Genomic DNA, 24,763 nt, shown 5'->3' on the forward strand with positions numbered 1-24,763 from the left:
AGCGCTTAGCAACCTGATTTCTAGGTTTTCGCTAATCGAACCGCATCGGCGAGCCGGGTATAATGCTAAGAATGATTTCATTCTGGCCTCATTTAATAGTGAGTTAGATGGATTTACAAAGAGAAGAGCTTAAAATATGCCAAAGCGTAGTAAAGAAGATACCGAAATCACTATCCAAAAGATCATGGATGCCGTTATTGATCAGCTACTCAGATTAGGTTACGACAAAATGTCGTACACGACGCTAAGCCAGCAGACAGGTATATCGCGTACCGGTATTAGCCATCACTTCCCTAAGAAAACGGACTTCACCGCCGCACTGGATGGCCGTATCTTTAAAATGTTTATTGAACACTTAGAGTTTGATAAAGGATTAAATGCATTTTCACAAAGTTGGATTAAAGCGCTGGAAGATGCTGAGTTTCTCGCGATTTTACGACTGCTATTCCATCACATTGTCACCGCTGAAAATGCGCAAGAATTTGCTGCTAATGGTATTGACCGCTTATACAAAATGGTTGAAAGCCAGTTTGGTGCGGGTGGTGACAAAGAGCTTGAGTGGTTGATTGGTCGATCATTGATCCAAATGAGCAAGTAATAGCCTTTAAAGAACCAAATTCTGCCACTATCAAAGCAAAGGCCCGCAATTCTCATATTGCGGGCCTTTGTCGTATCAAAGTGTTTTAGAGACGGCTTAGAGGAGATACGCTTTATGCTGCGGCATGCACTTGAGGGAAGTCTAGCGTCGGATGTTTTGTCACAATAGATCGATAGCCATAAACTTGCTCAATGCGCTCTGACGTTAGTGCATTCCATGGCGTGTCATCACAAACTAGTTTCCCGTTATGCAAGAGTACAAGGCGGTCTGCGTACTGAGAGGCTAGATTCAAGTCATGTAACACCACAACCACCGCTGCGTTTTGTGCTTTTGCCGTTTCACGAGCAATCTTTAACGTGTTGTGTTGGTGGGCGAGATCCAACGCTGAGGTAGGTTCATCAAGCATTAAGATTCGTTTTTCGCCAGATTGATGTAGTTGTGTCATCACTCGTGCTAGATGCAGTCGTTGCTTTTCTCCACCAGATAAAGACGGGTACAGGCTTTCTGCTAAATGCAATACGTCGGTTTGTTCCATGTAATGTAAAGCCAGTTTAGTGGTTTCTTTATTGGACAGTGATAGCGGTATTGCCCCCAGCTCTACTACTTCTCTGGCTAGAAATGGGAAGGTTAAGGTGCTGTGCTGCGGGAGCATTGCAATATGTTTGGCGCTTTTTTCAGGCTCCCAATCATGCTTTTGTTTACCGAAGTAGGTGATGTGATGATTCGAAGAGATCTCACCGCATAGAAGCTTGAGCAAAGTACTTTTACCTGCGCCATTGGGGCCGAGTAGGGCGGTCACTTCACCAGCTCGGATATCAATGTTGATGTCATCGAGCACCACACGGTTGCCATACGTCATCGAAATGTTTTTCCCCGATAAAACGATCTGGTTCATTACAAAATCTTCCCTTTTTGCTGGAACAATAAGTAGATGAAAAAGGGCGCGCCAATCAATGCGGTCACGATTCCAACTGGTAATTCAGCTGGTGCCACGGCAACACGAGCAAACATATCTGCGGCAGTAAGAAGCAGTGCTCCCATTAAGGCAGATATTGGTAATAGCGTTCGATGGTCAGGCCCAGCGAGCATGCGCCCTAAGTGAGGAATCACGAGCCCAATAAAGCCAATTGCACCACTGATGCTCACCGTAATACCAACACCCAGTGCAGAAAGTAAAATAAGCTGACGTTTGAGTTTTTGAACCGGAACTCCTAAGTGTCTTGCTTCTGATTCCCCTAACAACAGAGCATTCAGCGCCATCGACTTCTTCTGAAACCAGAGCAATAGGATGACGAGTGTTACAGCAGATAGAGCAATCCCTGACCAATTTGCACCAGCTAATGAGCCCATCGACCAAAGCGTCAAGTCTCGCAGCATCTGATCATCTGCGATAAAGTTCATGTAGCCAATCGCAGCACCCGAGAGCGCGCTGATGGCAACGCCGGCTAACAACATAATTGTAACTGAGGTACCAAACTTACTTGTGCCGAGTTTATAAACGAGAATAGTCGTTAGTGCACCGCCAATGAAAGCAAAAAGAGGCAGAGCCGCTAAGTTCATTAGTTGCGGATAGTTTTGGCTAAATTCAGCAAATACAACAATAGCGAATGCACCACCAAGAGCAGCGCCAGCAGACACACCAATGATACCAGGCTCGGCTAATGGGTTACGGAACAAGCCCTGCATAACCACACCACAAATTGCTAAAATGGCGCCGATGAACATACACAAAATGGTGCGAGGCAATCGGATTTCGTTAATGACCAACTGAATGTGAGGAGCGAGATCAGAACTGCCTCCCGTTAGGCTACGCAAACTGTCAGCAAAGCTAATGTTCATTGGGCCAACGGTAATAGAGGCGATAGCAATAAATGCTAAAAATCCACTAAGCACTGATAACGTCGTTGAAAGGGGGATGCGTCTTAACAACATGTCATGTCTCTATGGGTAAAGCAGTGCATTCAAGCGTTTAGCTTCTGCAAGGCTTTTAAGGCCCAAACCACCTACCAGAGCATGGCCATCAATCGTTATGATGTCTTTGTTCTTTCCAGCGGGTGTTGCAGCAAGAAGCGGCATTGCTTTTAAAATTGCATCGGCACCACCCAACGTTTCATAGCTGCGACCACTAACAAGAATCACGTCAGGCTGCATCTCTACCATCGCTTCTGTGGATAGAGGCTTGTAAGACGAGAGTTGTGTAGCGGCTGGGTTTTGTCCGCCGGCGAGTTGAATAATTGCATCGGGTGTCGTTTGTGAGCCCGCAACATTTGCAGGTCGCCCTTCATGGATCAGCAGAAAGAGCACTTTCTTTTTCTTCGCTTGATCAGGTTGGTTTGCATTGAGTGCTTGTACTTGCGCCTGGACATCTTGCTTTAAGCTTTCAGCTTGAGCTTTGCGATCCATAAGGTTCGCAATTTGATCAATACGTTGATAAAGGCCCTCGACATTTGCATCAGTATTAACGATTTCTACATCTACGCCAGCCGATTTCAATTGGCTCAATGTTGTTTTCGGCCCCATCTCATCAGAACCAATGACTTTTGTCGGACGTAAGGCGAGCAACCCCTCCGCTGAAAGACGACGATGGTAGCCCACTTTAGGCAGTTCCATTCCTTTTGGTAATTGACTGGTGACGTCGATAGCAACCAAGCTATCTTTAGCGTCGAGTTCAAGCAAGAGTTCAGTGACGGCGCTGCCTGCGCTAACAACGCGCTCTGAGGATGGCGTTTCATTGGCAAAAAGTTGACTACTCGCAAGTAGGGAAATAGCTGCCGTGACAACAGCATGAATAGTGATGCGTGTGTTCTTCATTTTGAAAGGATCTCTATCTTACTTATTTTTATGATGGCTCTTCAGTGAGTAACTGAGTTGCTTGAATTCCGTTTTCTTGTAAAAAGCCGAGAAGTTGTACTAGCGACTGAATATTCGCGGTTTTTTCTGCTCCAATTACAATCGGTTTATCGCTTGACTTACTCTCTTCTAACAGCGCGAGGGTAAAGTTGTCCCAATCGATATATGTCTTGCCGTTAATAGCCCAGTAAGGCTCGTCTTTAAGAATATTTACCGTGATGGATTGCTTATCGACATCTGCAACAGCCTGAGATTCTGTGCTCGGTAAATTGACGTCTAATGAATCGAGTTTGACCGCTGCGGTTAACATCAGGAAAACCATGACGATAAAAATAATGTCTAACAGCGGTGTTAAATCGGGGGTTAAACCGTTACGACTATTTTCTTGTGGTGTTTTAATCATTGAGTTGCAGCCTCAATCTTCTCAGAAGAGCGCAGTGTTACTTTTGAGTGGTCTGGCGAGACATGCTGTAACGAGATACCTTCAAGCCATAAGTTGACGTAATTTAAAGTGTGCTCAAGCTTGGCGATTACACGATCCGCCCACAAACCAATGATCTGCGCTCCTGAAATGGCAGGAAGTGCGATAATGAGACCCGCGGCAGTGGTGCGCATAGCAAGACCTAGGCCGTCAGCCAAATCATTCGGAGTGATATTCCCCGTTGAAACCGCGATGCCTTTGAACATGTCAATTAGGCCAAGTACCGTACCAAGCAAGCCAATTAAAGGACTGATGACACCAATCAGCGTCAGCAAACGAAGGCCGGAATGCAGCTGATGGCGTTTTTCTTGCAGCCAAATACCTGCGGCATCCTCTCTTAAAGATTTAGAGAAAGAATGATGAGCAAGCAACATCGCAACACCACGGTACAGAAGCGGCCGCTTATTCGACAACTCTTCAGCAAGTGCTTCAAGCTCGCTCCCATTTGTTGGGTCTAATCCTGTGAGCTTTTGGCGAATGGCTCGCTTTCCTACACCAAGGCTAATTAACACATGGAATAATCGCTCGGCGATGATCATCACGGTTAGAGCTGAGCAAATGATCAAAGGCCATGTCATCAGCCCAAATTGAGTTTGTAATTCTTGTAGTTGTTCCATTATCCATCCAACTTAAAACGAACAGGTACTTGTACTCGGTGAGCGACTTTTAGCCCACCTGAAATATGTGGTGTAAATTGCCACTGTTTGATCGCACGAAGTGCTGAGGCATCTAGCGACTCTGTGCCGGAAGACTCAATCAAAACCTGTTTAATCTGGTTACCATTCTCATCTAGCCATATCTCATACAAGGCTACACCTTCAATACCGCGTCTTTGTGCAGACCTTGGGTAACGGGGTTGTGTTGGTTGACTCACAAACGTTGGTTTGTCGACCAAGACAGGCTGAGATGTTGCCCCTTTGGATTTGCTCGCAGGTGCGGATTGTTGAGCTACCGTCTCTTTCTTCACCGGTTCCGTTTTTTTCTTTGGTTTCGCTTCGGGCTGAACCTTTTGCTTTGTTATGGTTTTGGTGGGCTCGACCGCTTTAGGTTTAGATTGTTTAACCGGTTCAGGTTTTTTCTCTACTACCTTCTTCTTAACAGCGTCTTTCTTGACGACCTGTTTTTTTACAATCTTCTTTTCTGGTTCAGGTTGGTCTTGAGGCTGCTCTTTTGGTGGCGCTACATTTTCTGGTGTAGATTTTTCGACAGCGGGAGGAGCAGACACAAGATTTAGACTTACCGAACTTGCTGGGTTTCCAGCCGGCATCGCGAAAACCTTTGTCTCTTGAGAAACAAAAAGAAGTGCGGCATGGATGGCAAGGGAAGCACCTCCTGCAATGACATATCTTTGTACGTTCACGGAATACCTCGGGAAACTATGAAAACTTGGGCAGATTATTACTTACAATGGAAATAAGATCAATTATCAATTGCATTATCATTACGCTCAAATTATGATTCTTGCAGAATTTTTAAGATCAGCTTCCATCCCTTACATGATGGGAGTTAAGCGAGTATATATGAGCGTCGATATCGATAAGCTTGATGAATCAGTGTTGGGCAGTGATAGTCCTGATCCATTGCGATTTGCTTTTGTTAAGAAGCATTCTGCACATGCCGGGGGAGCGAGCGTACCTGTGCCCTCGTCTCAACAACAGGCGATTTTTTCGAGTATTACGGCTAACTCAGTTAAAGCGACCAATAAACGCTGTCTTTATATTCATGTTCCGTTTTGTCGCGTTCGTTGCACTTTTTGTAACTTCTTTCAAAATGCTGCAAGTCGCACACTGGTTGATGAGTACTTTGAAGCATTAATGCAGGAGCTTAGAGAGAAAGCGGCATTACCTTGGACACAAAATGGTATTTTTCACGCCGTATATATCGGGGGCGGAACGCCAACGGATTTATCTCCAGTACAGGTTCGTGTGTTAGGCCAGGCTATCCGAGACCACTTTCCTTTGGCTGCAGACTGCGAAATCACCTTAGAAGGTCGCATCAATCGTTTTTCTGATGAGTTGTATCAAGGCGCTTTAGAGGGTGGGTTTAATCGTTTCTCTTTTGGTGTGCAAAGTTTTAATACACAAGTGCGCCGCAGCGCAAAACGTTTAGATGATAGGGAAGATGTCCTCAAACGAGTGAGCGAGATCGCCAAAGAAGACAAAATTCCGGTCATTATCGATTTACTCTATGGCTTACCTTATCAAACCAAAGAAGTGTTAGAGCAAGATTTAAATGATTTCCTCTCGACTGGCGCACACGGACTGGATTTGTATCAGTTAGTGGTTGGTGGGTCAGCTCCCATGCTCAACCTCGTAGAAAAGGGAAAAATCCCGCCACCTGCGACCACACCAGAAAAAGCGGGAATGTACGAGCTCGGTGTGAACTTTATGGCCAAACACCATATGAAGCAACTGAGCGTGAACCATTGGGCAATCGATAACCGCGAGCGTAGTTTATACAATAGTTTAGCCAAGACTTATGCAGAGGTATTGCCAATTGGCTGTGGTGCTGGAGGTAATATCGGTGGCTACGGGATGATGCAACACCGCACACTAGAGACCTATATTAAAGCGGTCAAAGAAGGTCAAAGCACCATCGCGATGATGATGAAGCAAAGCCCTCTAGAACCACTTTTTTCTGCACTCAAATCTGCGTTTGACCGTGGCATTGTTCAAGCAAATCAACTTCCATCATTTATGGGAGAGGACGCGTTCGTGTTTTTATTGCCTCTATTTAAAGTGTGGCAAGCGAAAGGCTTAGTACAGCTACATGAACGTAGCGCAGTCCTTACTCTTGCAGGCAGCTTCTGGGCAGTGTCATTGGCTCAAAGTTGTATTCAGGTACTCACGTCAGAGATGAACGAAACGGTACCGAAAGCATTCAATAATTAATGAAAACAAATTGAACAAAAACGGAAGACACAATGGAATCAATCAAGCAACAAGTTGAAGTATTACTAGAGCAAGAACCACAATTATTGCCAGCTGCGATGGCAGAGCGTCTTGGCATTTCCGAGTTTGAGGTTGTTGCGGCTCTACCTCAGGAAATGGTGGCTATTGCACCAGGAGAGCAAGCGCAAAGCATCTTAGAAAGTTTGGTTGGTTTTGGCCCGGTGACGACCATCGTCCACTCTTTTGGTTCTATCTTTGAAGTTAAAGCGCCGTTTCCAAAAGGAAAAGTGGCGCGTGGCTATTACAATTTAATGGGTAGAGAAGGTGAACTGCACGGCCACCTTAAATTAGATAACGTTAAAAATGTCGCATTAGTCAGTAAACCGTTTATGGGTAGAGAGAGTCACTATTTTGGTTTTTTCTCAGAGTGCGGAAGCAATATTTTCAAGATTTATTTAGGCCGTAACGAAAAGCGCGAGTTGATTGAAGAACAAGTAACCGCATTTCGCGCCCTACAAGCCGAATTAAAAAAGTAATCACAAACATAATCGAGGCTTAACTCGAATACTAATTAGTAAAGTCAGGTATCAATATGGATCAACAAGTTAAACAAGAGCGTTTGCAAGGTCGTTTAGGGCCAGAGATCAAAGAGTTTCGTCAGGAGCGCCGTACACTTCAGCTTGCAACTGTCGATGCAGAAGGTCGCCCGAATGTAAGCTACGCGCCTTATGTTCAAAACCAGGAAGGTTATTTCGTTCTCATTTCTAAAATCGCTCGTCATGCCCGTAACCTTTTAGAAAATCCAAATGTTTCATTGATGATGATCGAAGATGAAGAGTCTTCAAAGCAGCTGTTTGCTCGTAAGCGCTTAACTTTTGATGCGGTAGCAAATGTAGTTGAGCGAGACACAGAGATGTGGCAACAAGTTGTTGGACAAATGAAAGAGCGTTTTGGTGAGATTATTGATGGTCTAAGCCAGCTAGAGGATTTCGTTTTGTTCAACTTAAAGCCAGAATCGGGGCTATTTGTTAAAGGTTTTGGTCAGGCGTATCAAGTGTCTGGTGATGATTTAGTCGATTTTGTTCACCTTCAAGAAGGTCACAAGAAAGTCGAAAGTGCCTGATTGTAAACCGATCATATGAATGTCGATTATTTGGCATAATGAACGTTTAAAGGGAGTTAGGTTATACTGACTCCCTTTTTTATATTGGAACAAAAGCATGAAACCTGTAAGCAAGGAATTGAGCGAGATTTGCTATCCGTTTATTTACGAGGACAGTCCGGTTTGTGACTTTGAAATTACAGCAGATGAACTTTGTAGTCGTATTGGCCTTGTTCTCGCTATGGAGTTGGACGAGTTTAGCCGTGATATACTGACAAGAATGCAGCCTAATGTTTATCATCTAAATGGTTCGGTTCGCGGAAAATTAGCGATTACAGAGACGGAAGTTGAAGAGTTAAAGGCCGATTATGCTTTGCTCAAGCAACGCATTGATGGTGGCTTCAAAGGCTTTGTTCTACCCGGAGGACACCCGGCAGCCAGTCAATTGCATTTGTGCCGTTGCCAAGCTAAAAAAACGGTACGAGCATTAGTTGCCGTTGAACATACAGGTAAGAAGCAGCCCGCACCTATTTTGTTTCGTTACGCGAACTTATTAGCGAATGTACTTTACAGCCTAGCTTCTTATATTAATCATACTCATCAAGTCAAAGAGACGGAATTCGTTTCTCGTAGTTACGCGATGCCAAAGAAGTGAGCTGAGAAATTAGCGGATGTGAGCATCAGGGATAGGACAAGCACTGCATTATATTCTCAAATCAACTCGTCCAATAAGAGTTAAGAAGTCATAGCTTTGGCTTCTAGCTCTTTTGCTCCGCGAAGCATCGCTTCGATTAGTTCTCCTGCATTGAATTTCTCAAGTGCCTCATGCGCGCCAACTTGGTGAGCTCTGTCTACACAGATTTCGCTCGATAACGATGTATGTAAAATGCGGTATGAATGGTTCAGAGAGGAATTATTCTGAACTTCAAATGCTAATTCATAACCGTCTAATCCGGGCATTTCAATATCGCTGACCAGAATATCAATTGGGCGATGAGCCGCAGCGTCACTTTTCATCAGTTCCAATGCATCTAAACCATTTTTACAGATTTGATACCCAATATTGATGCTATCGAGTGCGTCACACAGCTGTTTACGAGCGATGGAAGAGTCATCCACCAATAGAATACTGAGTGCTTTTAGGCGTTCTCGCTCAATATCTGTCAGCATTGGGATCTTTGAATTCTCGTACTGCGGATAAATTTTGGAAAGTAGCAGTTCCACATCCAGCATTTGAACAGTTTTATCCTCGTAGCGAGTAATTCCAGTCACGAAAATATTTTTTCCAGCGCTCGGAGGTGGCGTTTCAATAGCTTTCCAATCGCACTCAATGATCTTCTCTATACTACGAACCATAAAAGCTACCACGGTTCGCAAGCAATCTGTCACGATCAAGTAGCAGCTTTTATATTCTTCTTCACTTATAGGACGAAAGCCAACAGCCGCTGACATATCGATCACTGGTACTGTTAAGTTACGTATCGTAACGGTTCCAATGACGTGATGATGCGAGTAAGGGATCTTTGTCGTTGGCATGTACGGGACGATTTCACGGACTTTTAGCGTACCGATAGCGAAACTCTGTTGCAGGGTGAGCTTAAACATCAACATGCCCTGAGATTGATTCGCTTTGCTAACGACTTTTGCCATGAAAATAACCTTATAAACACCACCGAATTGTGTCTAATCTAATATTATCAGACGAAGGCTTCAACCATCGGAGAGACAAATGTGAGCTTTTTAGACAATCTTTTAGAGACATAGTGATTAACTGAGCAAAACTTGTTTGTATTTTAAACTCATTATGTAGACGATTTTATATTCCTCGTGTATTGGGGCCTTTACCGCTGAGCTATTATTAAGAAATGTTTGGTCTGTTAAAAAGGATTGGGTACACTTGCGCGACCAGAATAGTGAGAGATAGAACAATGGCAAATACAGCAGCCGCATTACATATTCTTGTGAAGCACAAAGAGCAAGCGGAAGACATAATCAAGCAACTGAAAAAAGGCGCAAAGTTTCAGACATTAGCGAAGAAGTATTCAACTTGCCCGTCAGGCAAACGCGGTGGTGACCTTGGTGAATTCCGCCGTGGTCAAATGGTACCTCAATTCGACAAAGTGTGCTTTTCTGGCGAAGTGTTAACGCCGCATTTAGTTAAAACCAAGTTCGGTTGGCATGTTGTGAAGGTGCTTTACAGAACATAAGGCTTGGTATCGACCTAAACATTGTCAGATGAAACCCACAAGCATTAAATATCATCTGTACGGTCTCTTTTCACCAATCACTACCGTTATGACATGGCAGATACATTCTGATTTGCCATGCTCCACCAAACGCTAATCTTTCCAAACTAGAAACTCATTTATATGCAGTTAACTTGGCTTTTCTCATAAGTCGTTATCCTATTTCAAGCTTTGGTATGAGAATACGTTTGCTGGTTGTATCAATTATCAATGCTATTCCTTGCTGGCGAACTTTGGTTCATGTTCGGGCGCCATTCGCATATGATAGCGACCTTATAAAAATTAACCCCGTTCATAATTTAAGATGTCCCTGACTCATAAAGACTATTTTAAAATCGCATTTCCTTTCATTGTTTCTACTGTTACCCAACCATTGTTGGGGGCGGTGGACACCGCGGTGATCGGTAAACTCGGTGTGGCTGAGATGATTGGTGGTGTGGCGATCGGCACCGTCATCATGAACACCTTGTATTGGTTGTTTGGCTTTTTCCGCGTAAGTACTACGGGGCAAAGTGCAATCGCATTAGGTAAAAATAGCCCAGAAGATCAAGCGAGCAGCTTATTTCGTCCTTTCGTGCTTTCGCTTTGCCTTGGCTTGATTTTCATTGCGTTGCAGTCCGTGATTTGGATGGGGGCAGAGCTGATTATCTCCCCTGATGCAGTCGTGGCCGAAAACGCGAAGATTTACTTCGATATCATGATCTTTGGTGCACCGTTTGTACTGCTGAACTACACCGTGATTGGTTGGCTGATGGGGCAGGCGAAAGCCAAAGAAACCTTGCTCACGCAAGTGTTTGGTAACGTGCTGAACATCGTGCTGGATATCGTCTTTGTGTTGTACTTCGATATGGGCATTGCTGGTGTTGCGGTGGCGACACTTATCGCGCAAATCTCGACGTTTGTTATTGGTGCGGTACTGGTGCTGAAAACTTGTCGCTTCCCGCTGTTTGATTACATTCAAACAGCAAAAATGACGCGTAAAGATCTCAAAGTTATCGCGTCTTCCAATATGGATCTGTTGCTTCGAACAGTGTGTCTATTGGTGTTCTTCAACATGATGGCGCGTGTGGGCTCTCAGCTAGGCTCTGATGTGCTCGCTGCGAACGCAATCTTGATGCAAGTGACCTTTATCGTCAGCTACATGTTCGACGGTGTGGCGAATGCGTCGAGCGTCTTCGCAGGTAAAGCCGTAGGGCAGAAGAATCCTACATTGCTTGATAACGTGATTAAGCTAAACACGCAATGGACCGCGGCGTTCGTTGTTGTCTTGACCTTGCTGCTGGTGCTGTTCAAACATCAAGTGGTGTCGTTATTTACCACTTTGCCAAACCTTGTTGAGCTGTATCTAGACATGAGCCCTTGGTTATTGGCATTCCCGTTGGTTGCTGGTTTTGGTCTTACGTTTTACGGCATCTTTACCGGTACAGGGACGACGCGACCAGTGCGTAACTCTACCTTTCTAACCATGGTGTTGTTCTTAGTGACCCAATTTATTGCGGTGCAATATTGGGGCAATCACGGTTTGTGGCTGGCATTCACTTTGTTCTACGTTGGGCGTTTTGTCTTCTTGTTCCCATACCTCGGTCAAGTTAAACAAAAGTGTCTTTAATTCACACTGTCACAAACGACCTAATTTAGATGTTCTTAAAACAAGGGTGGAGCCATCTGCCCTTGCTGATAAATCTGAAAAAGGTGATGAAATAACCTTTCCGACTGGTTTCCTTGCTTTAACCCGCATGATATTATCTGTGATGTTATATTATTACATTTAGTTTATGCCGTGATTTCTCAACCAATACTCTCCGTTAATAATCTCAGCCTTACAGACTCAGAACGCACACTCTTCAAAGACATTTCTTTTGAGCTGTTTCAAGGTGAAGTTCTTGCCATTATGGGACCTTCCGGCATTGGTAAATCCATGTTGTCGAAAGCCGTCGCAGGTTTTTTGCCGTCTGATATTTGGGTCGACGGAAGTATCCAGCTTAACAGCAGTGAAGTCGCACAAACTGCCATACTGCAACGTAGTCAACCGCAGCGCCCCGCGGTCATTTTCCAAGATGCACTTAAAGCACTGAATCCATTGGCCTCTGTCGAGCAACAACTGTGTTTGGCATGGACAGGCAACAAAACACGCTTGTCTTCAGCAAACCGAGAAACGGTGACGACCTTGTTGTCTCAACTCGGATTTACGGATCCAAAAGCAGCATTAGCGCAGCATCCAAGCCAGTTATCTGGTGGTCAGCGTCAGCGTATTTGTATTGCGATTGCGTTGCTTGGTAGTGCCAACTTGATCATCGCAGATGAGCCCACCAGTGCGCTCGATCCAATCACCGAAGCGGAGATCCTTGAGTTGTTCCGCAGCAGTGTTCAGCAACGCAACATCAGTGGTTTGTTGATCACGCACGATCTATCTGCGGCTTTGGCGTGTGACAAAGTCTTGGTGATTGCGGACAACACCATGGTGGCTTATGGCGCACCATGGCAAGCCATTCAGCAAAGTTCGCATCCTTTCTGTCAACAACTTGCGCAACTGCTGCCTTAACCTCATCTCTGGAGCCTATTTTGACTAAGCACAACTTGAGCGGGCACATGCAGCCTAAATCGGCGGAAGTTCGCTTTGCGCAAGCCAGTGTTCACTATTACTCCAAACCAAGTTGGTTAGGGGGCAAACCGTTTAAGGCGCTCGAACAATTGGATCTTGCCATTGATACACAGAACATTGCGATTGTTGGTCCTTCTGGTGCGGGTAAATCGACCTTGATTGAGCTTCTATTCGGTCTTCGTAAACCCACATCTGGTGAAGTGTATGTGTGTGGTTATCCGCTATCGCGTAGCTCGGCTAAGCAGCGCCAAGAGTTGTGTCAGCACATTCAATTGATTCCGCAAGAGCCGCAATCGAGCTTGAATCCTTATTACACCGTTCGCCAGATCTTACTGGAGCCTTTGAGCAACATTGGTTTAACGCAAGAACTTAACGAGAAGGTGGAAAAGGTCTTGGCGGATGTCGGTTTGGATCTCACATTGCTGGATCGTAACCCGCAGCAACTATCAGTTGGGCAAGCGCAACGTGTGGCTATCGCCAGAGCTTTAATTGTTGAGCCTTGTGTGTTGGTTGCCGATGAGCCAACCAGCAGCCTAGACCCCGTCAGTCGTAAACAGATTCTCGACTTGTTGGCAGGCATTCAAAAGAGTCGTCAGATGCGCCTGATTTTGGTGACACATGACCTCGATGCGGCACAAACCCTATGCGATGAAATCCTAGTGTTAGACAAAGGACGCGTTGTCGAGCACGGCACGGCACAAAACGTGACAAATAACCCATCACACTTGATCACGAGAGCCTTGATGAGCGCTCAACACAAAAGTAATGAATTCACAAAAACCATTGGAGAGGTTTCTTATGCACCTTAGTACTCCCAAGTTAGCTTTGTCGCTGGCTTTAAGCGCACTGCTGACCGGTTGTTTTGACTCTGGCGAAAGCAAGCCAGAAGCGGAAAAAGCAGCTGCACCGCAAGCAACGGAAATTCGCGTTGCCATGATGCAACCACCACGCACAGGTTTGTCACCACTTTCAGATGACGCGTTCAAACTGTCACGTTGGAGCACGGCAGAAACGCTAGTGAACCTAAACGATCAGTCGGTAGCAGAGCCTATGCTGGCAACAGAGTGGGAACAAGTTGACCCAATGACGTGGCAATTTAAGGTACGTAAAGGCGTGAAATTCCACGATGGTTCTGAGCTTGATGCCAACGCGGTTGTGAACTCTCTACAAAAAGCATTAGATGCCGCACCTAAACCACGCATCTTGGACGGTATCGAATGGCAAGTTCGCGCATTGGACGACTTCACTGTTGAAATCAAAACGACCTTTAACGATCCACTGTTGCCAAGCCGTCTTTCTAGCCCACAGCTAGCGATCCTTTCTGGTGCTGCATATCAAGAAAACGGTCGTGTTGTGCCAATCAAAGCAGGTACGGGCCCATTCGTTCTGACAGAAATCAACGGGACAACCAGCGCAAAACTGAAGCGTTTTGACGGTTACTGGGGTGAAAAAGCAAAAGTAGACAGTATCTTTGCTGAATACGTACCAAACGGTTTTGCTCGTGCTGCAGCACTGCGTACTGGTGAGGCGGATGTAGTGGAAGCCGTTCCTGTTTCGCAAATCGCGATGATGGAATCTTCACAGCTGCACGAAGTCGCAATGCCGCGTACCAACACGCTTTACCTAAACAATAAATCAGATGTGTTTAGCCAGTTCGGTTTGCGTAAAGCAGCGGCTCAAGCGGTTAACCGTGAGCAAATCATCAAAACGGTTTACGAGAACCACGCCGATTCAGCGAAAGGTCTGTTAGGTCCAGCATTGGCATGGGCTCAACCAATTCGTGACGCGAACCCTCGTATGGAAACCATGGAAATGCGCCACGCGAATGGGGAGAAGATCACCATTGGTACGTTTACCGACCGTGCTGAGTTGCCAGAAGTGGCGGTGCTGCTAAAGCAACAACTTGAAGCGGCTGGCTTTGTGGTTGAACTAGACGTTCGTGAATATGCACAAATCGAAAACGATGCACTAGCAGGTAAGTTCGATGCGTTCTTGTTGTCACGTGCAACGGTGCTGGATTCTGGTGACCCAGTGGCGTATATGCAAAGTGACTTTAGCTGTAAAGGTTCTTACAACCTAGGGCAGTTCTGCTCAGAAGAGGTGGACGCAGCATTGAAACACGCTGATCGTCAGCCTTTGGGTGAGAAACGCCAACAAGCGATCATCGAAGCAGAAAGCAAAATCCTTGAGCAATACGCTGTGATTCCACTGCTTCACGAGCGTGTAATCCAAGGTGAGAGTGACCGCGTGAAGAACGCACAACGTGACCCACGTGAGCGTCGCCTGATCGACCAGTTTACTGAGGTGAACTAACTCGATGTCGTCTGTTGCCAACATGCGCTCTCGTTGGAGCGCTTGTATGCCTGAATGGTTTACGCGTTTTTTGTCGCGCTTCCTGTCACTCGGGGTAGTGGTTGTGCTGGTGGGTTTGATGCCGGATATTGCCGGTATCGACCCAAGCCAATCAATCCTCCGTGCTCGTGCGGGTGCTCAACAATTGCTGACGGCAGAAGCTCTGCAAGCAATTCGAGAAGATCTTCAACTTGACCGCAGCGCTGCTGAGCGACTGTGGGATTGGTTGACGCTTGCCATGCAAGGTGACTTAGGTGTCTCTTGGGTGAGTGGCGCATCCGTGATGGAGAGCGTTCAACAAACCGCAAAAACGTCGCTATTACTGATGCTTACAGCGCTAGGCATGGCATTTGTAATGTGCATGGCGAGCGTGTTTTACACTGTGCGTCGTTGGCAACAGAATCGTTTAGACAAACATCATGACACGCTCAGTTCGGTGTTGGTTTCATTGCCGGAATACGTGATTGCTTCATTGCTGATCATGGTGTTTTCCATCTGGTTGGGTTGGTTCCCACCTTATGGTTGGCAGGGCGTGCAAAACCTCTGGTTACCAAGTTTGGCAATGGCATTGCCTGCTGCTGGTTTGTTCGGGCGCTTGCTCAATGACAGCCTCAAGCGTGTACTAGATGAGCCTTGGGTGATCACTTGGCTATCGGCGAACGTCAGTAAGTTTCAAATCTTACGCTTTGCCTTGTGGCGTGCCGTTAGTAACTTGATTCCTCAAATCGCAATGACGGTGATTGGTTTAACCGGCGGCGCGGTTGCTGTGGAACAAGTGTTTTCCATTCCGGGTATCGGACGACTAATTTTAGGCGCGGCGAAGTCACAAGATCTGCCGATGCTGCAAGGTGGTTTGTTGGTGTTGCTGGTGTTCTCGATGTTGATCAGTAGTGCGAGCATCTTATTGCAACGCTGGTTACTCGGGCACAGTGTCACAAGTGGTAAGTTGATCAGCAGTCACAGCACGTTCCGTTTTACCCAAAGCACCACCAAACGCATCGTCAGTGCGACAATCTTTGCCTTGCTGATTGGTTGTGCGGGATGGGCCTTAATGCGCGATCCTTACACTATCCAATTTACCCGCCTTGAATCGCCAAGCTTAGCAGCACCGTCTGGTGCCGATGCGGTCGGGCGAGATCTGCTTGCTCGTGTTGGCGGCGGTATGATGTCGACAATCAAAATGGGCATCATCGCAACCTCCCTTAGTTTGGTGATTGGTTTGCTGCTCGGCTTTGTGACTCGTTATAGCCAAGGCTTAATTGAGATCACCAAAGGTGTGCCATACATTGTGGCGGGTCTGCTGATTGCTGGTCTAACGGGAATGAACCCAAACAGTGCCTTGATTGCTATTGTTATGGTGTCATGGGCACCATTAGCGGCGCACTGTGCAAGTTTGTTGATGGAAGCCAAAGCGCAGCCTTACACGCATCTTGCGCCCATTTGGGGAACCAGTCAGTGGCGAGTACTCCGTTACTACTTGTTGCCTTATGTGCTGCCGCCATTGATTCGCCACGCGTTTCTGCGTTTGCCTTACATTACGCTTAGCCTGACTTCTCTGAGTTTTATCGGACTTGGCGTTAAGCCGCCAGAACCTGAGTGGGGTTTATTGATTGCAGAGAATCTGCCTTACATCGAGCGCTCACCATTGGGTGTCTTACTGCCTATCTCAGGCTTGGTTTTGATTGCAATTGCGGTGAATTTGATTTTTGATGACAAGTGACGAGCAGCGATAAAGCGAAGTGAGCTTCCATATCCAGATGTAATCAGTAATTTGGTAATTTAGAAAACAAAAGGATGTGTTTTCTGCCAGAAAGTACACAGCACGGTCTATGTATATTGGAAGCATCTATAAATTAACGAGTATAAAAGTTACGCGAACTCAGATGTTTAGGTAGTGTTACTCTTTATACACACGTAATCCTTTATCCGTTAATTCTTGAGTGACCACTTCGGATAGGTTTCGATCGGTAATAATTCCGTCCAATTGCTCGATGTCTAATGCATGAAAGCTCGCTATCTGACCGTATTTAGTTGAGTCTGAGATCAGATAATTGGTTTGTGCCGCCTTGATGATTGCTTTTTTAACGAGAACTTTATTTTCATTAGGTGTTGATAAGCCTTTCAAGCTCCAAGATGAAGTCGAAATAAAGGCGATATCAATATTTAGCCCATTCAAGAACTCTGCGACTTTTCCTCCAATGGTGGATTGGTTCTCGCGGTCAATTTTTCCCCCAGTGTGGTAAAGCTCACATTCACTGTGCGTCATAAGGAAAGCAGCAATAGAGAAGTCATTGGTGATCACTAAAAGATCATTACGATTTGCTATTTGATGGGCGATTTCTAGAGAGGTTGTTCCCGCATCCAAGTAAATCGTAGCGTCTTGACCAATTAACGTAGCCGCCAGCTTACCAATTTGAATTTTTTCATCCGCTTGTTGCTCGACCTTCGCATCATGGGAAAGTTCGGAATGTAGAGCTTGAGCGAGTTGCACTCCACCAGAAACAGAAACGACTTTACCTGAGGATTCAAGCTTCACGATATCACGACGAATGGTCATATGTGATACGCCAAGGTGGTCGGTTAAATCTGAAATGCTTAACACTTCTTGATGTGATAACAGGGATAATATGGTTCTTTGACGTTCTGCTGGGATCATAGTTTCACTTCTATATTCTTGTTTTTCAGTATCCTACCAATCTTTTCATTTGTTGTGAATATCTGTGAATTATGTTCTCAACGTTGTAAGAACAGCCTTCGCTTGTGTTAACTGCTCGGAATATCTCTGCCCATAAAGAGGTATATATCACGACATTGTTAATTTGTGTGAAAAAATGTGATTCAAAGCGAGGTCTTAGTATTAATCTTCACATATAATCACATCAACCAAACAAGAATTAACAAAGTTTAATAGACCAGAAGGCATTGTTTTTATGAGTGAAGTTCAATCTGTAGGTGTTATCGGTTTAGGCTCTATGGGAATGGGCGCCGCAAAGTCATGTGTGCGTGCAGGCCTAGATGTCTATGGTTTCGATTTAAATTCTCAAGCGCTTGAAGAGTTAGGTTCATTCGGTGCAAAAGCTGTTTCTACAAATGCAGTTGAGTTTGCAGATAAGCTTGATTCGGTTCTAGTTCTTGTTGTGAACGCAGCTCAAGTTAACACGGTCTTGTTCAAAACCGGTCTTGCTACAGCGCTTAAGCCGAATACGCCAGTAATGGTTTCAGCAACCATCTCAGCAGAAGACGCAAAACAAATTGAAGCGAAATTGGCAGAACACAATCTTGTGATGCTTGATGCACCGGTATCTGGTGGTGCTGCAAAAGCAGAATTAGGTGAGATGACTATTATGGCGTCGGGAGCGCAAAGCACATTTGATGCACTTGAACCAGTACTCAACGCAACGGCAGCTAAAGTCTACAACATCGGTGAAGCGATTGGCCTAGGCGCAACTGTGAAGATTATCCACCAATTGCTAGCAGGTGTTCATATCGCAGCTAGTGCTGAAGCAATGGCATTAGCGGCACGTGCAAACATTCCTCTTGACCTGATGTACGACGTGGTGACGAATGCAGCGGGTAACTCTTGGATGTTTGAGAACCGCATGAAGCATGTAGTTGATGGTGATTACTCCCCTAAATCTATGGTCGACATCTTTGTGAAAGATTTAAACCTCGTATCGGACACAGCAAAAGATCTCAAATTTCCACTTCCTCTATCAAGCACAGCACTAAACATGTTTTTGAGTGCAAGCAATGCTGGTTTTGGCCAGGAGGACGACAGTGCCGTTATCAAGATTTTTGATGGTATTGAGCTTCCAGGTGTAGAAAACAAACAGAAGTAAGCGCACGTAAAACGGAGAAAAAATGATGTTATTAGGCGTTATCGCAGACGACTTTACTGGCGCAACAGACATCGCAGGTTTTCTTGTAGAAAACGGCATGCGCACAGTTCAGCTTAACGGTATTCCAAAAGAAGAGATTGATGTAAACGCAGATGCGGTCGTGATCAGTCTTAAATCTCGTTCCTGTCCTGTAGATGAGGCAATCGAGGATTCAGTAGCTGCGCTTAAGTGGCTGCAAGCAAATGGCTGTCAGCAGTTTTACTTCAAGTACTGCTCAACGTTTGACAGCACAGCAGAAGGTAACATTGGTCCTGTAACGGATGCACTGCTTGCAGAGCTAGGTGAAGCGTTCACCATTGTATGCCCATCATTACCAGTGAATGGTCGCACAGTTTACAACGGCCATCTATTTGTATTCCAAGACTTGCTAAGCGACTCGGGTATGCGTAATCACCCTGTGACCCCAATGACTGATTCAAGCCTAGTTCGTATGATGGATGCTCAATCTCAAGGCAAATCTGGCCTGGTGAACTTCCAAATAATTGAACAAGGTCCAAAAGCGGTAATTGAGCGCTTTGAAGAGCTAAAAGTACAAGGCAACCGCTATGCAGTGGTTGATGCATTCAATGCAGAGCATCTTGTCACACTTGGCAAAGCGGCGAAGTCTCTAAAACTGGTAACTGGTGGTTCTGGTTTGGCTGCGGGTATTGCTAAGAACTGGATAGAGAACCTTGAAGATCAAAGTGATGCGAAGCAAGAGGGGAACCCTAAAAAGGCACCAACCGTTGTGTTATCTGGATCTTGTTCTGTCATGACCAACCAACAGGTCGCTGTTTACAAAGAAAAAGCGCCACACTTTGCTATTGATGTGAAGGCGTGTTTGACGGAAGAAGATTACTCAAATCAAGTGTTTGATTGGGTCATGACCAACATCGAAAGCGAGTTCGCACCACTGGTTTACGCAACCGCAGATGCAGCGGCGTTAAAAGCGATTCAACAAGAGTTTGGCGCGCATTCTTCAAGTCACGCGGTTGAACAATTCTTTAGCCAACTTGCAATCAAACTTCAGCAGCACGGTGTGAAAAATTTCATCGTTGCGGGTGGGGAAACCTCAGGGGTTGTAACCCAAAGCCTAGCCGTAAAAGGTTTTCATATCGGTCCTCAAATCGCACCAGGTGTACCTTGGGTGAAGTCACTTGAAGGCGAGCTTTCTTTGGCTCTGAAATCGGGCAACTTCGGCGATGAACACTTCTTTGCCAAAGCACAGTCGTTTTTTGAATAGGTGAGGTTGTGATGAATAAAGAATTGATGACAGAACAACAACTGCGAGAGCAAATGGTCACTATGGCGCGCTCTATGTTTGAACGTGGCTATGCGACTGGCGGCGCTGGCAACCTTTCTCTAAAACTGCCTAATGGACACTTTCTGGCAACGCCAACTGGTTCTTCGTTCGGCCGCTTGATTGCTGAAGAGCTTTCGGTTGTGGATATTGATGGCAACCATATCTCTGGTGAAAAGCCATCAAAAGAAGTGGCTTTTCATCTGGCGATTTATCGAAATAACTCAAAGTGTAATGCGATTGTGCATCTACATTCTACTTACTTGACGGCGCTTTCTTGTCTTGAAGGTTTAGAGCGCGAGAATGCCATCAAAGCTTTCACACCTTACTTTGTAATGCGCATTGGCGAACTGCCAGTGATTCCGTACCTGCGCCCGGGCGACCCTCAGATTGCTGAAGAACTTGCGCAGCGGGCTAGTGACTACCGAGCTTTCCTCCTGGCGAACCATGGTCCAGTGATCACGGGTACGGACTTTGAAGATGCAGTGGATAACGCAGAAGAGCTAGAAGAGACAGCGAAGCTAGCGTTCATTCTTAAAGATAGCAACATCCGCTACTTAACGGATACTGAGATTCAAGACCTAAAAGGGAGAGGTAAGTAATGGCTAAATTCGCGGCAAATCTGACAATGTTATTCACAGAAGTTCCTTTTCTAGATCGTTTCGAAAAAGCACACCAAGCGGGCTTCAAAGCGGTGGAATACCTTTTCCCATACGCATTCGAAGCGCAAGAACTAGCAAGCAAGATACAGCAGTTTGGTTTTGAGCAAGCGTTATTCAACATGCCTCCAGGTGATTGGGATGCAGGTGAACGAGGTTTTGCAGCTATTCCGGGGCGTGAGGATGAATTTAAAACGAGCGTCGAGACTGCGCTGATGTACGCCAAGGCACTGAACTGTAAAAAGGTTCACGCTATGTCTGGCATTGTTGATTCACGCTTCACTCGTGATCAGCATATTGAAACCTTTATCTCAAACATTCGTTATGCAGCGGATAAGTTTGCCGAACATGGTGTTGAGCTGATGATTGAGCCACTCAACAATCGCGATGTACCGAACTACTTTGTTGCACATCAACGTGAAGCGGTGGAACTCATCAAACAAGTGGCTCGTCCAAACGTGAAATTGCAGCTCGATCTCTATCACGCACAAATTATGGACGGTGATCTGAGTACGTTGATTCGCGATGTGGCGCCATACACAGGCCATATTCAAATTGCTTCTGTGCCTGAAAGGCACGAACCATCGGAAGGCGAACTGAATTACCCACACCTATTCAATGTTTTGGATGACTCTGGTTACCAAGGCTGGATCGGTTGTGAATACAACCCAAGGCATAGCACGCAGCTGGGCCTTAGTTGGGTTAAACCATACCTATAACAATTTTAATTTCTATCCATAAATAACTTGAAACCAATTACAAAAACAAAGGGTCGTGACTATGAATATTATCATAACTGGAGGGGCGGGTTTTCTCGGAACCCTACTTGCCAAATCACTACTAAAAGAAAACAAAGCTGAAAGTATTACTATTGTCGACATTCAAAAGTCGCGCTTAGAGGGCATTGATGACCGAGTCGTTTCTTTAGTCATGGATATGACAAAACGAGAAAATATAGACCAAGTTATTACTGCCGAAACGACACACATTTTTCATTTAGCGGCAATTGTATCGAGCCATGCTGAGCAAGATTTTGATTTAGGCGTAGCTGTAAATCTGACGACCACACAGTTATTGCTTGAGCGTTGCCGTAAAGTAAACCCTAATATTCGTTTTACGTTTGCTTCATCTTTAGCTGTATTTGGTGGTGATCTTCCGGAAACGATTACACCAATAACAGCACTTCATCCTCAGTCATCCTACGGGACGCAAAAAGCTATAGGTGAGTTATTGGTGAACGACTATGCCCGTAAAGGCTTTGTTAAAGCTGTATCCGTACGTTTACCGACTATTTGTATTCGCCCTGGGAAACCAAACCTTGCCGCTAGCTCTTTCGTAAGCGGAATTATTCGTGAGCCTTTGAATGCTCAAGAATCAAATTGTCCTGTAGACCCTACGCTAAAACTTTGGATATCGAGCCCGTCTAGAGTGGTGGACAATATTCAATATGCAGGGCTAATGCCTTATGAGCAGTTAAATAATCTGTCCTATAGAACGCTTAATTTACCTGGTATTCAAACTACACCAGCTGAGATGATTCAAACAATGGACACTCTAACGGGTAAACAACTTTCTAATTATATTACCTATGAGCATGATGCGGGTATTGATCGTATTGTGAGTAGTTGGCCACAAAAAATTGATTGTACTAAAGAACTGGAGCTTGGATTTAAAGCAGACAGTAATTTCAAGGATGTATTACAACAATTTATTTCTGTTAACAATATGGAGATTGTCTAATGTTACCAACCTCAGTAATTGGACTAATAGTAGCCGTATCAGTCCTTGTTTTTCTTGTGTTACGTACAAAAGTACATGTGTTAATTGCGATGTTAATTGCGGCATGTATCGCAGGTATTATTGGTGGGTTAAGTGTTGATGACACGATTGCGACCGTTAGCAAAGGATTTGGTGGAACATTAGGCGGTATAGGGATTGTCATCGGTCTCGGCGTTATGATGGGGGCTATTTTAGAGGCTTCTGGAGCAGGAGAAAGTATTGCCTATAATTTTATAAAGTGGTTAGGAAAAAAGAAAGAAGAGGCCGCTCTTGCTGTAACTGGCTATATTGTTAGCATCCCAATCTTTGTGGATAGCGCGCTTATCATTCTTTATCCAATTGCGAAGTCTTTGTCAAAAACGTCCAATCGCTCGATTTTAACGCTTACGGTTGCTCTGGCGGGCGGCTTGGTCGTAGCGCATCACGCTATTCCGCCGACTCCAGGGCCTTTGGGCGTTGCTGGTATCTTTGGTGTCGATCTTGCCAGCATGCTAGGTTTTGGTTTGATGATCGCAGCGCCTTGTGTCATGGGTATTGTTTGGTATGCAAGATGGTTAGAAAAGCAGTTTCCTGAATTCATTCCAACCGAACATTTCTCGAAGTCTAGTGAGCAACTGATTAATGATCACAAAGAGTACATTGCAAGTAAAGAAGCGAAAGACCTACCATCTTTAAGTAAATCTATCGCTCCAATTATTATCCCTATTTTACTTATACTTGCGAAATCAGTGATGGGTTTATTAGAGGGGACTTTCGGTTTCGAAGGGCTGACTGCAACAACATTTGGTCAATTTATCGCTTTTATCGGCAGCCCTACTATTGCACTATCAATAGCGACGTTATTAGCGGTTTACACATTGGGTAATAACCTTACCAAAGAAGAAGCGAATGAAAAGATGGAACAAGGAATCTCCACTTGTGGCATCATTTTGTTAGTAACAGGAGCTGGTGGCGCGTTAGGTGCCGTATTGCGTGAAACGGGTGCGGGCGCAGAGATTGCTAACCAAGTTGCAGGGCTTCCTATTTCTGCGGTTATGATTCCATTTATTATTGCGACGTTAGTTCGTATTATTCAGGGCTCTGGTACAGTCTCCATGATAACCGCTGCTTCTATATCTGCCCCAGTTTTAGTAAATATTCCTGACGTTAACCTTTTATTCGCAGCGACGGCAGCTACGATGGGATCTCTATTTGCTGGCTACTTTAATGACTCGCTATTCCATATTGTTAATCGACTAATGGGGGTGACTGAGGTTAAGAAACAACTCATTATTTGGACTATTCCAACAACAATTGCTTGGGCTATTGGTGGTTCATTAGTCATGATTCTTAACTTATTCTTCGGATCTCATGGTTCAATCTTTGATCCCGTGTTACCACTTGCTGTACTTTTGGGGTGTGTTGCATTTACAAAATCTTACAGCGCTAAGCACGTCGAATTACAAGAGGTATAAAGGTTTACTTGTACTCTTCCATAAAGTAAAAACCTATCACAACATGTATTTTTATCAGATGGTTTAGAGATTGTTAATAATATGAATGGCCCTATGTTTGGGCCGTTTTAGTTCTTATAAATAAACTATTTAAATTGAACCGATATAGGTTCCGTTTTCAACTTAATCAATATGAAATGGAATTGTTATTTCCCGCTTAGTAAGCGATTACCTATAAAGGATCTATTCGAGTTTAACCCTAGTGACTTTACTCTAGCGAATTAGGGTTACTTTATATAAGAGTCCAGTACTTTTAATACGACTTCCATATCTTTTTCACGTTGAGTTTTGTCTTCCTCAAGTACGACGTGTTCAAGTAAGTGACCTTTAATTACTTCTCGCATCAAACCATTTACTGCTCCCCGAATAGCGGCAATCTGCTGCAACACATCTTGGCATTCATGCTCTTCTTCCAGCATTTTTTTAAGTCCATTCACCTGACCCTGTATTTTACTGACTCGAGTGTTGAGCTTCTTTTGATCTCTGGTTGTATGCGACATGTCTTATCTTCTTTAAGTTACGGGCCGAGTTA

26 protein-coding genes are annotated in these 24,763 nt (G+C 45.0%); 17 read left to right on the forward strand and 9 right to left on the reverse strand.

Going from position 1 to position 24,763, the window contains the following annotated elements:
- Positions 1 to 136: 136 nt before the first annotated feature.
- The gene (locus R7070_RS09000; protein WP_005385033.1) at positions 137 to 598 is read left to right on the forward strand and encodes a TetR/AcrR family transcriptional regulator; all 462 of its coding nucleotides are present in this window, start codon (positions 137 to 139) and stop codon (positions 596 to 598) included.
- Between the two features lie 112 nt (positions 599 to 710).
- Here R7070_RS09000 and R7070_RS09005 read toward each other — a convergent pair whose 3' ends face one another.
- The 6 genes from R7070_RS09005 to R7070_RS09030 are packed head-to-tail and all read right to left on the reverse strand — an operon-like array spanning position 711 to position 5,289.
- Complete coding sequence (locus R7070_RS09005; RefSeq protein WP_005385036.1) at positions 711 to 1,493, reverse strand: heme ABC transporter ATP-binding protein; 783 nt, start codon at positions 1,491 to 1,493, stop codon at positions 711 to 713.
- Entirely contained in the window at positions 1,493 to 2,530 is a 1,038-nt protein-coding gene (locus tag R7070_RS09010) for a FecCD family ABC transporter permease (RefSeq protein ID WP_054578656.1), read from the reverse strand. The genes R7070_RS09005 and R7070_RS09010 overlap by 1 nt, the downstream gene beginning before the upstream one ends.
- Positions 2,531 to 2,539: 9 nt before the next feature.
- Complete coding sequence (locus tag R7070_RS09015) at positions 2,540 to 3,409, reverse strand: hemin ABC transporter substrate-binding protein (RefSeq protein WP_005375320.1); 870 nt, start codon at positions 3,407 to 3,409, stop codon at positions 2,540 to 2,542.
- Positions 3,410 to 3,437: 28 nt separating this feature from the next.
- The gene (locus tag R7070_RS09020; protein ID WP_005375322.1) at positions 3,438 to 3,851 is read right to left on the reverse strand and encodes an ExbD/TolR family protein; all 414 of its coding nucleotides are present in this window, start codon (positions 3,849 to 3,851) and stop codon (positions 3,438 to 3,440) included.
- Entirely contained in the window at positions 3,848 to 4,546 is a 699-nt protein-coding gene (locus R7070_RS09025; protein WP_005385044.1) for a MotA/TolQ/ExbB proton channel family protein, read from the reverse strand. The genes R7070_RS09020 and R7070_RS09025 overlap by 4 nt, the downstream gene beginning before the upstream one ends.
- Positions 4,546 to 5,289, reverse strand: coding sequence for an energy transducer TonB (locus R7070_RS09030; RefSeq protein ID WP_081008275.1), 744 nt, complete (start codon positions 5,287 to 5,289; stop codon positions 4,546 to 4,548). The genes R7070_RS09025 and R7070_RS09030 overlap by 1 nt, the downstream gene beginning before the upstream one ends.
- Positions 5,290 to 5,449: 160 nt before the next feature.
- Here R7070_RS09030 and hutW point away from each other — a divergent pair, with 160 nt between their 5' ends.
- From hutW to R7070_RS09050, 4 genes are all read left to right on the forward strand, one after another.
- The gene (gene hutW / locus R7070_RS09035) at positions 5,450 to 6,820 is read left to right on the forward strand and encodes a heme anaerobic degradation radical SAM methyltransferase ChuW/HutW (protein WP_256900392.1); all 1,371 of its coding nucleotides are present in this window, start codon (positions 5,450 to 5,452) and stop codon (positions 6,818 to 6,820) included.
- A gap of 32 nt (positions 6,821 to 6,852) precedes the next feature.
- Positions 6,853 to 7,356 (forward strand): heme utilization cystosolic carrier protein HutX, encoded by a 504-nt coding sequence (gene hutX, locus R7070_RS09040; protein ID WP_005375329.1) that lies wholly within the window; start codon positions 6,853 to 6,855, stop codon positions 7,354 to 7,356.
- 56 nt (positions 7,357 to 7,412) lie between these two features.
- On the forward strand, positions 7,413 to 7,943 hold the full coding sequence (gene hutZ, locus R7070_RS09045) for a heme utilization protein HutZ (protein ID WP_005375331.1): 531 nt from the start codon (positions 7,413 to 7,415) through the stop codon (positions 7,941 to 7,943).
- A 97-nt stretch (positions 7,944 to 8,040) separates the two neighbouring features.
- Positions 8,041 to 8,577, forward strand: a complete 537-nt coding sequence (locus tag R7070_RS09050; RefSeq protein ID WP_033906781.1) for an ATP:cob(I)alamin adenosyltransferase — start codon at positions 8,041 to 8,043, stop codon at positions 8,575 to 8,577.
- Positions 8,578 to 8,657: 80 nt separating this feature from the next.
- On the opposite strand, the gene R7070_RS09055 is transcribed toward R7070_RS09050, so the two are convergent.
- On the reverse strand, positions 8,658 to 9,572 hold the full coding sequence (locus tag R7070_RS09055; RefSeq protein WP_005385059.1) for a chemotaxis protein: 915 nt from the start codon (positions 9,570 to 9,572) through the stop codon (positions 8,658 to 8,660).
- A gap of 215 nt (positions 9,573 to 9,787) precedes the next feature.
- Between R7070_RS09055 and ppiC the strand changes: the two genes are divergently transcribed.
- The 6 genes from ppiC to R7070_RS09085 all read left to right on the forward strand — a co-directional run bounded on the left by ppiC (position 9,788) and on the right by R7070_RS09085 (position 16,842).
- The gene (gene ppiC / locus R7070_RS09060; RefSeq protein ID WP_081007916.1) at positions 9,788 to 10,129 is read left to right on the forward strand and encodes a peptidylprolyl isomerase PpiC; all 342 of its coding nucleotides are present in this window, start codon (positions 9,788 to 9,790) and stop codon (positions 10,127 to 10,129) included.
- Positions 10,130 to 10,472: 343 nt separating this feature from the next.
- The gene (locus tag R7070_RS09065) at positions 10,473 to 11,777 is read left to right on the forward strand and encodes an MATE family efflux transporter (RefSeq protein WP_225491762.1); all 1,305 of its coding nucleotides are present in this window, start codon (positions 10,473 to 10,475) and stop codon (positions 11,775 to 11,777) included.
- Positions 11,778 to 11,948: 171 nt separating this feature from the next.
- On the forward strand, positions 11,949 to 12,710 hold the full coding sequence (locus tag R7070_RS09070; protein ID WP_225491761.1) for an ATP-binding cassette domain-containing protein: 762 nt from the start codon (positions 11,949 to 11,951) through the stop codon (positions 12,708 to 12,710).
- A 20-nt stretch (positions 12,711 to 12,730) separates the two neighbouring features.
- Positions 12,731 to 13,579 carry an ABC transporter ATP-binding protein gene (locus tag R7070_RS09075; protein WP_225491760.1) on the forward strand — a complete coding sequence of 283 codons (849 nt, stop codon included), beginning with the start codon at positions 12,731 to 12,733 and terminating at the stop codon, positions 13,577 to 13,579.
- Entirely contained in the window at positions 13,569 to 15,083 is a 1,515-nt protein-coding gene (locus R7070_RS09080) for an ABC transporter substrate-binding protein (protein WP_025768505.1), read from the forward strand. The genes R7070_RS09075 and R7070_RS09080 overlap by 11 nt, the downstream gene beginning before the upstream one ends.
- Before the next feature lie 4 nt (positions 15,084 to 15,087).
- Positions 15,088 to 16,842, forward strand: coding sequence for an ABC transporter permease subunit (locus tag R7070_RS09085; protein ID WP_390509592.1), 1,755 nt, complete (start codon positions 15,088 to 15,090; stop codon positions 16,840 to 16,842).
- Positions 16,843 to 17,019: 177 nt separating this feature from the next.
- Here R7070_RS09085 and R7070_RS09090 read toward each other — a convergent pair whose 3' ends face one another.
- Positions 17,020 to 17,778, reverse strand: a complete 759-nt coding sequence (locus R7070_RS09090) for a DeoR/GlpR family DNA-binding transcription regulator (protein ID WP_005375354.1) — start codon at positions 17,776 to 17,778, stop codon at positions 17,020 to 17,022.
- A gap of 274 nt (positions 17,779 to 18,052) precedes the next feature.
- Here R7070_RS09090 and ltnD point away from each other — a divergent pair, with 274 nt between their 5' ends.
- The 6 genes from ltnD (at position 18,053) to R7070_RS09120 (ending at position 24,192) form a co-directional block, all read left to right on the forward strand.
- Positions 18,053 to 18,961: an L-threonate dehydrogenase gene (gene ltnD / locus R7070_RS09095; RefSeq protein WP_213893300.1), complete on the forward strand. Its 909-nt coding sequence runs from the start codon at positions 18,053 to 18,055 to the stop codon at positions 18,959 to 18,961.
- A 25-nt stretch (positions 18,962 to 18,986) separates the two neighbouring features.
- On the forward strand, positions 18,987 to 20,243 hold the full coding sequence (gene otnK / locus R7070_RS09100) for a 3-oxo-tetronate kinase (protein ID WP_033906866.1): 1,257 nt from the start codon (positions 18,987 to 18,989) through the stop codon (positions 20,241 to 20,243).
- Between the two features lie 11 nt (positions 20,244 to 20,254).
- Positions 20,255 to 20,902: an aldolase gene (locus R7070_RS09105; protein WP_256900393.1), complete on the forward strand. Its 648-nt coding sequence runs from the start codon at positions 20,255 to 20,257 to the stop codon at positions 20,900 to 20,902.
- On the forward strand, positions 20,902 to 21,678 hold the full coding sequence (otnI, locus tag R7070_RS09110; RefSeq protein ID WP_005375365.1) for a 2-oxo-tetronate isomerase: 777 nt from the start codon (positions 20,902 to 20,904) through the stop codon (positions 21,676 to 21,678). Before R7070_RS09105 ends, otnI begins: the two co-directional genes overlap by 1 nt.
- Before the next feature lie 61 nt (positions 21,679 to 21,739).
- Positions 21,740 to 22,699, forward strand: coding sequence for a D-erythronate dehydrogenase (gene denD, locus R7070_RS09115; protein ID WP_064369125.1), 960 nt, complete (start codon positions 21,740 to 21,742; stop codon positions 22,697 to 22,699).
- Positions 22,699 to 24,192 carry a GntP family permease gene (locus tag R7070_RS09120; protein ID WP_005375369.1) on the forward strand — a complete coding sequence of 498 codons (1,494 nt, stop codon included), beginning with the start codon at positions 22,699 to 22,701 and terminating at the stop codon, positions 24,190 to 24,192. Before denD ends, R7070_RS09120 begins: the two co-directional genes overlap by 1 nt.
- 266 nt (positions 24,193 to 24,458) lie before the next feature.
- Here the strand turns inward: R7070_RS09120 and rcnR are convergent, their stop codons facing one another.
- Positions 24,459 to 24,731 (reverse strand): Ni(II)/Co(II)-binding transcriptional repressor RcnR, encoded by a 273-nt coding sequence (gene rcnR, locus R7070_RS09125; RefSeq protein ID WP_005375370.1) that lies wholly within the window; start codon positions 24,729 to 24,731, stop codon positions 24,459 to 24,461.
- Between the last annotated feature and the right edge of the window lie 32 nt (positions 24,732 to 24,763).

Source organism: Vibrio sp. 1557, from assembly GCF_033340175.1.
Taxonomy (GTDB): Bacteria; Pseudomonadota; Gammaproteobacteria; order Enterobacterales; family Vibrionaceae; genus Vibrio; species Vibrio alginolyticus.

Excerpts from the sequence above, each read along its gene's own strand:
- R7070_RS09000 (WP_005385033.1), top strand. The coding sequence starts at position 137 with ATGCCAAAGCGTAGTAAAGAAGATACCGAAATCACTATCCAAAAGATC.
- R7070_RS09005 (WP_005385036.1), bottom strand. The coding sequence starts at position 1,493 with ATGAACCAGATCGTTTTATCGGGGAAAAACATTTCGATGACGTATGGC.
- R7070_RS09010 (WP_054578656.1), bottom strand. The coding sequence starts at position 2,530 with ATGTTGTTAAGACGCATCCCCCTTTCAACGACGTTATCAGTGCTTAGT.
- R7070_RS09015 (WP_005375320.1), bottom strand. The coding sequence starts at position 3,409 with ATGAAGAACACACGCATCACTATTCATGCTGTTGTCACGGCAGCTATT.
- R7070_RS09020 (WP_005375322.1), bottom strand. The coding sequence starts at position 3,851 with ATGATTAAAACACCACAAGAAAATAGTCGTAACGGTTTAACCCCCGAT.
- R7070_RS09025 (WP_005385044.1), bottom strand. The coding sequence starts at position 4,546 with ATGGAACAACTACAAGAATTACAAACTCAATTTGGGCTGATGACATGG.
- hutW (WP_256900392.1), top strand. The coding sequence starts at position 5,450 with ATGAGCGTCGATATCGATAAGCTTGATGAATCAGTGTTGGGCAGTGAT.
- hutX (WP_005375329.1), top strand. The coding sequence starts at position 6,853 with ATGGAATCAATCAAGCAACAAGTTGAAGTATTACTAGAGCAAGAACCA.
- hutZ (WP_005375331.1), top strand. The coding sequence starts at position 7,413 with ATGGATCAACAAGTTAAACAAGAGCGTTTGCAAGGTCGTTTAGGGCCA.
- R7070_RS09050 (WP_033906781.1), top strand. The coding sequence starts at position 8,041 with ATGAAACCTGTAAGCAAGGAATTGAGCGAGATTTGCTATCCGTTTATT.
- R7070_RS09055 (WP_005385059.1), bottom strand. The coding sequence starts at position 9,572 with ATGGCAAAAGTCGTTAGCAAAGCGAATCAATCTCAGGGCATGTTGATG.
- ppiC (WP_081007916.1), top strand. The coding sequence starts at position 9,788 with ATGTTTGGTCTGTTAAAAAGGATTGGGTACACTTGCGCGACCAGAATA.
- R7070_RS09065 (WP_225491762.1), top strand. The coding sequence starts at position 10,473 with ATGTCCCTGACTCATAAAGACTATTTTAAAATCGCATTTCCTTTCATT.
- R7070_RS09080 (WP_025768505.1), top strand. The coding sequence starts at position 13,569 with ATGCACCTTAGTACTCCCAAGTTAGCTTTGTCGCTGGCTTTAAGCGCA.
- R7070_RS09085 (WP_390509592.1), top strand. The coding sequence starts at position 15,088 with ATGTCGTCTGTTGCCAACATGCGCTCTCGTTGGAGCGCTTGTATGCCT.
- R7070_RS09090 (WP_005375354.1), bottom strand. The coding sequence starts at position 17,778 with ATGATCCCAGCAGAACGTCAAAGAACCATATTATCCCTGTTATCACAT.
- ltnD (WP_213893300.1), top strand. The coding sequence starts at position 18,053 with ATGAGTGAAGTTCAATCTGTAGGTGTTATCGGTTTAGGCTCTATGGGA.
- otnK (WP_033906866.1), top strand. The coding sequence starts at position 18,987 with ATGTTATTAGGCGTTATCGCAGACGACTTTACTGGCGCAACAGACATC.
- R7070_RS09105 (WP_256900393.1), top strand. The coding sequence starts at position 20,255 with ATGAATAAAGAATTGATGACAGAACAACAACTGCGAGAGCAAATGGTC.
- otnI (WP_005375365.1), top strand. The coding sequence starts at position 20,902 with ATGGCTAAATTCGCGGCAAATCTGACAATGTTATTCACAGAAGTTCCT.
- denD (WP_064369125.1), top strand. The coding sequence starts at position 21,740 with ATGAATATTATCATAACTGGAGGGGCGGGTTTTCTCGGAACCCTACTT.
- R7070_RS09120 (WP_005375369.1), top strand. The coding sequence starts at position 22,699 with ATGTTACCAACCTCAGTAATTGGACTAATAGTAGCCGTATCAGTCCTT.
- rcnR (WP_005375370.1), bottom strand. The coding sequence starts at position 24,731 with ATGTCGCATACAACCAGAGATCAAAAGAAGCTCAACACTCGAGTCAGT.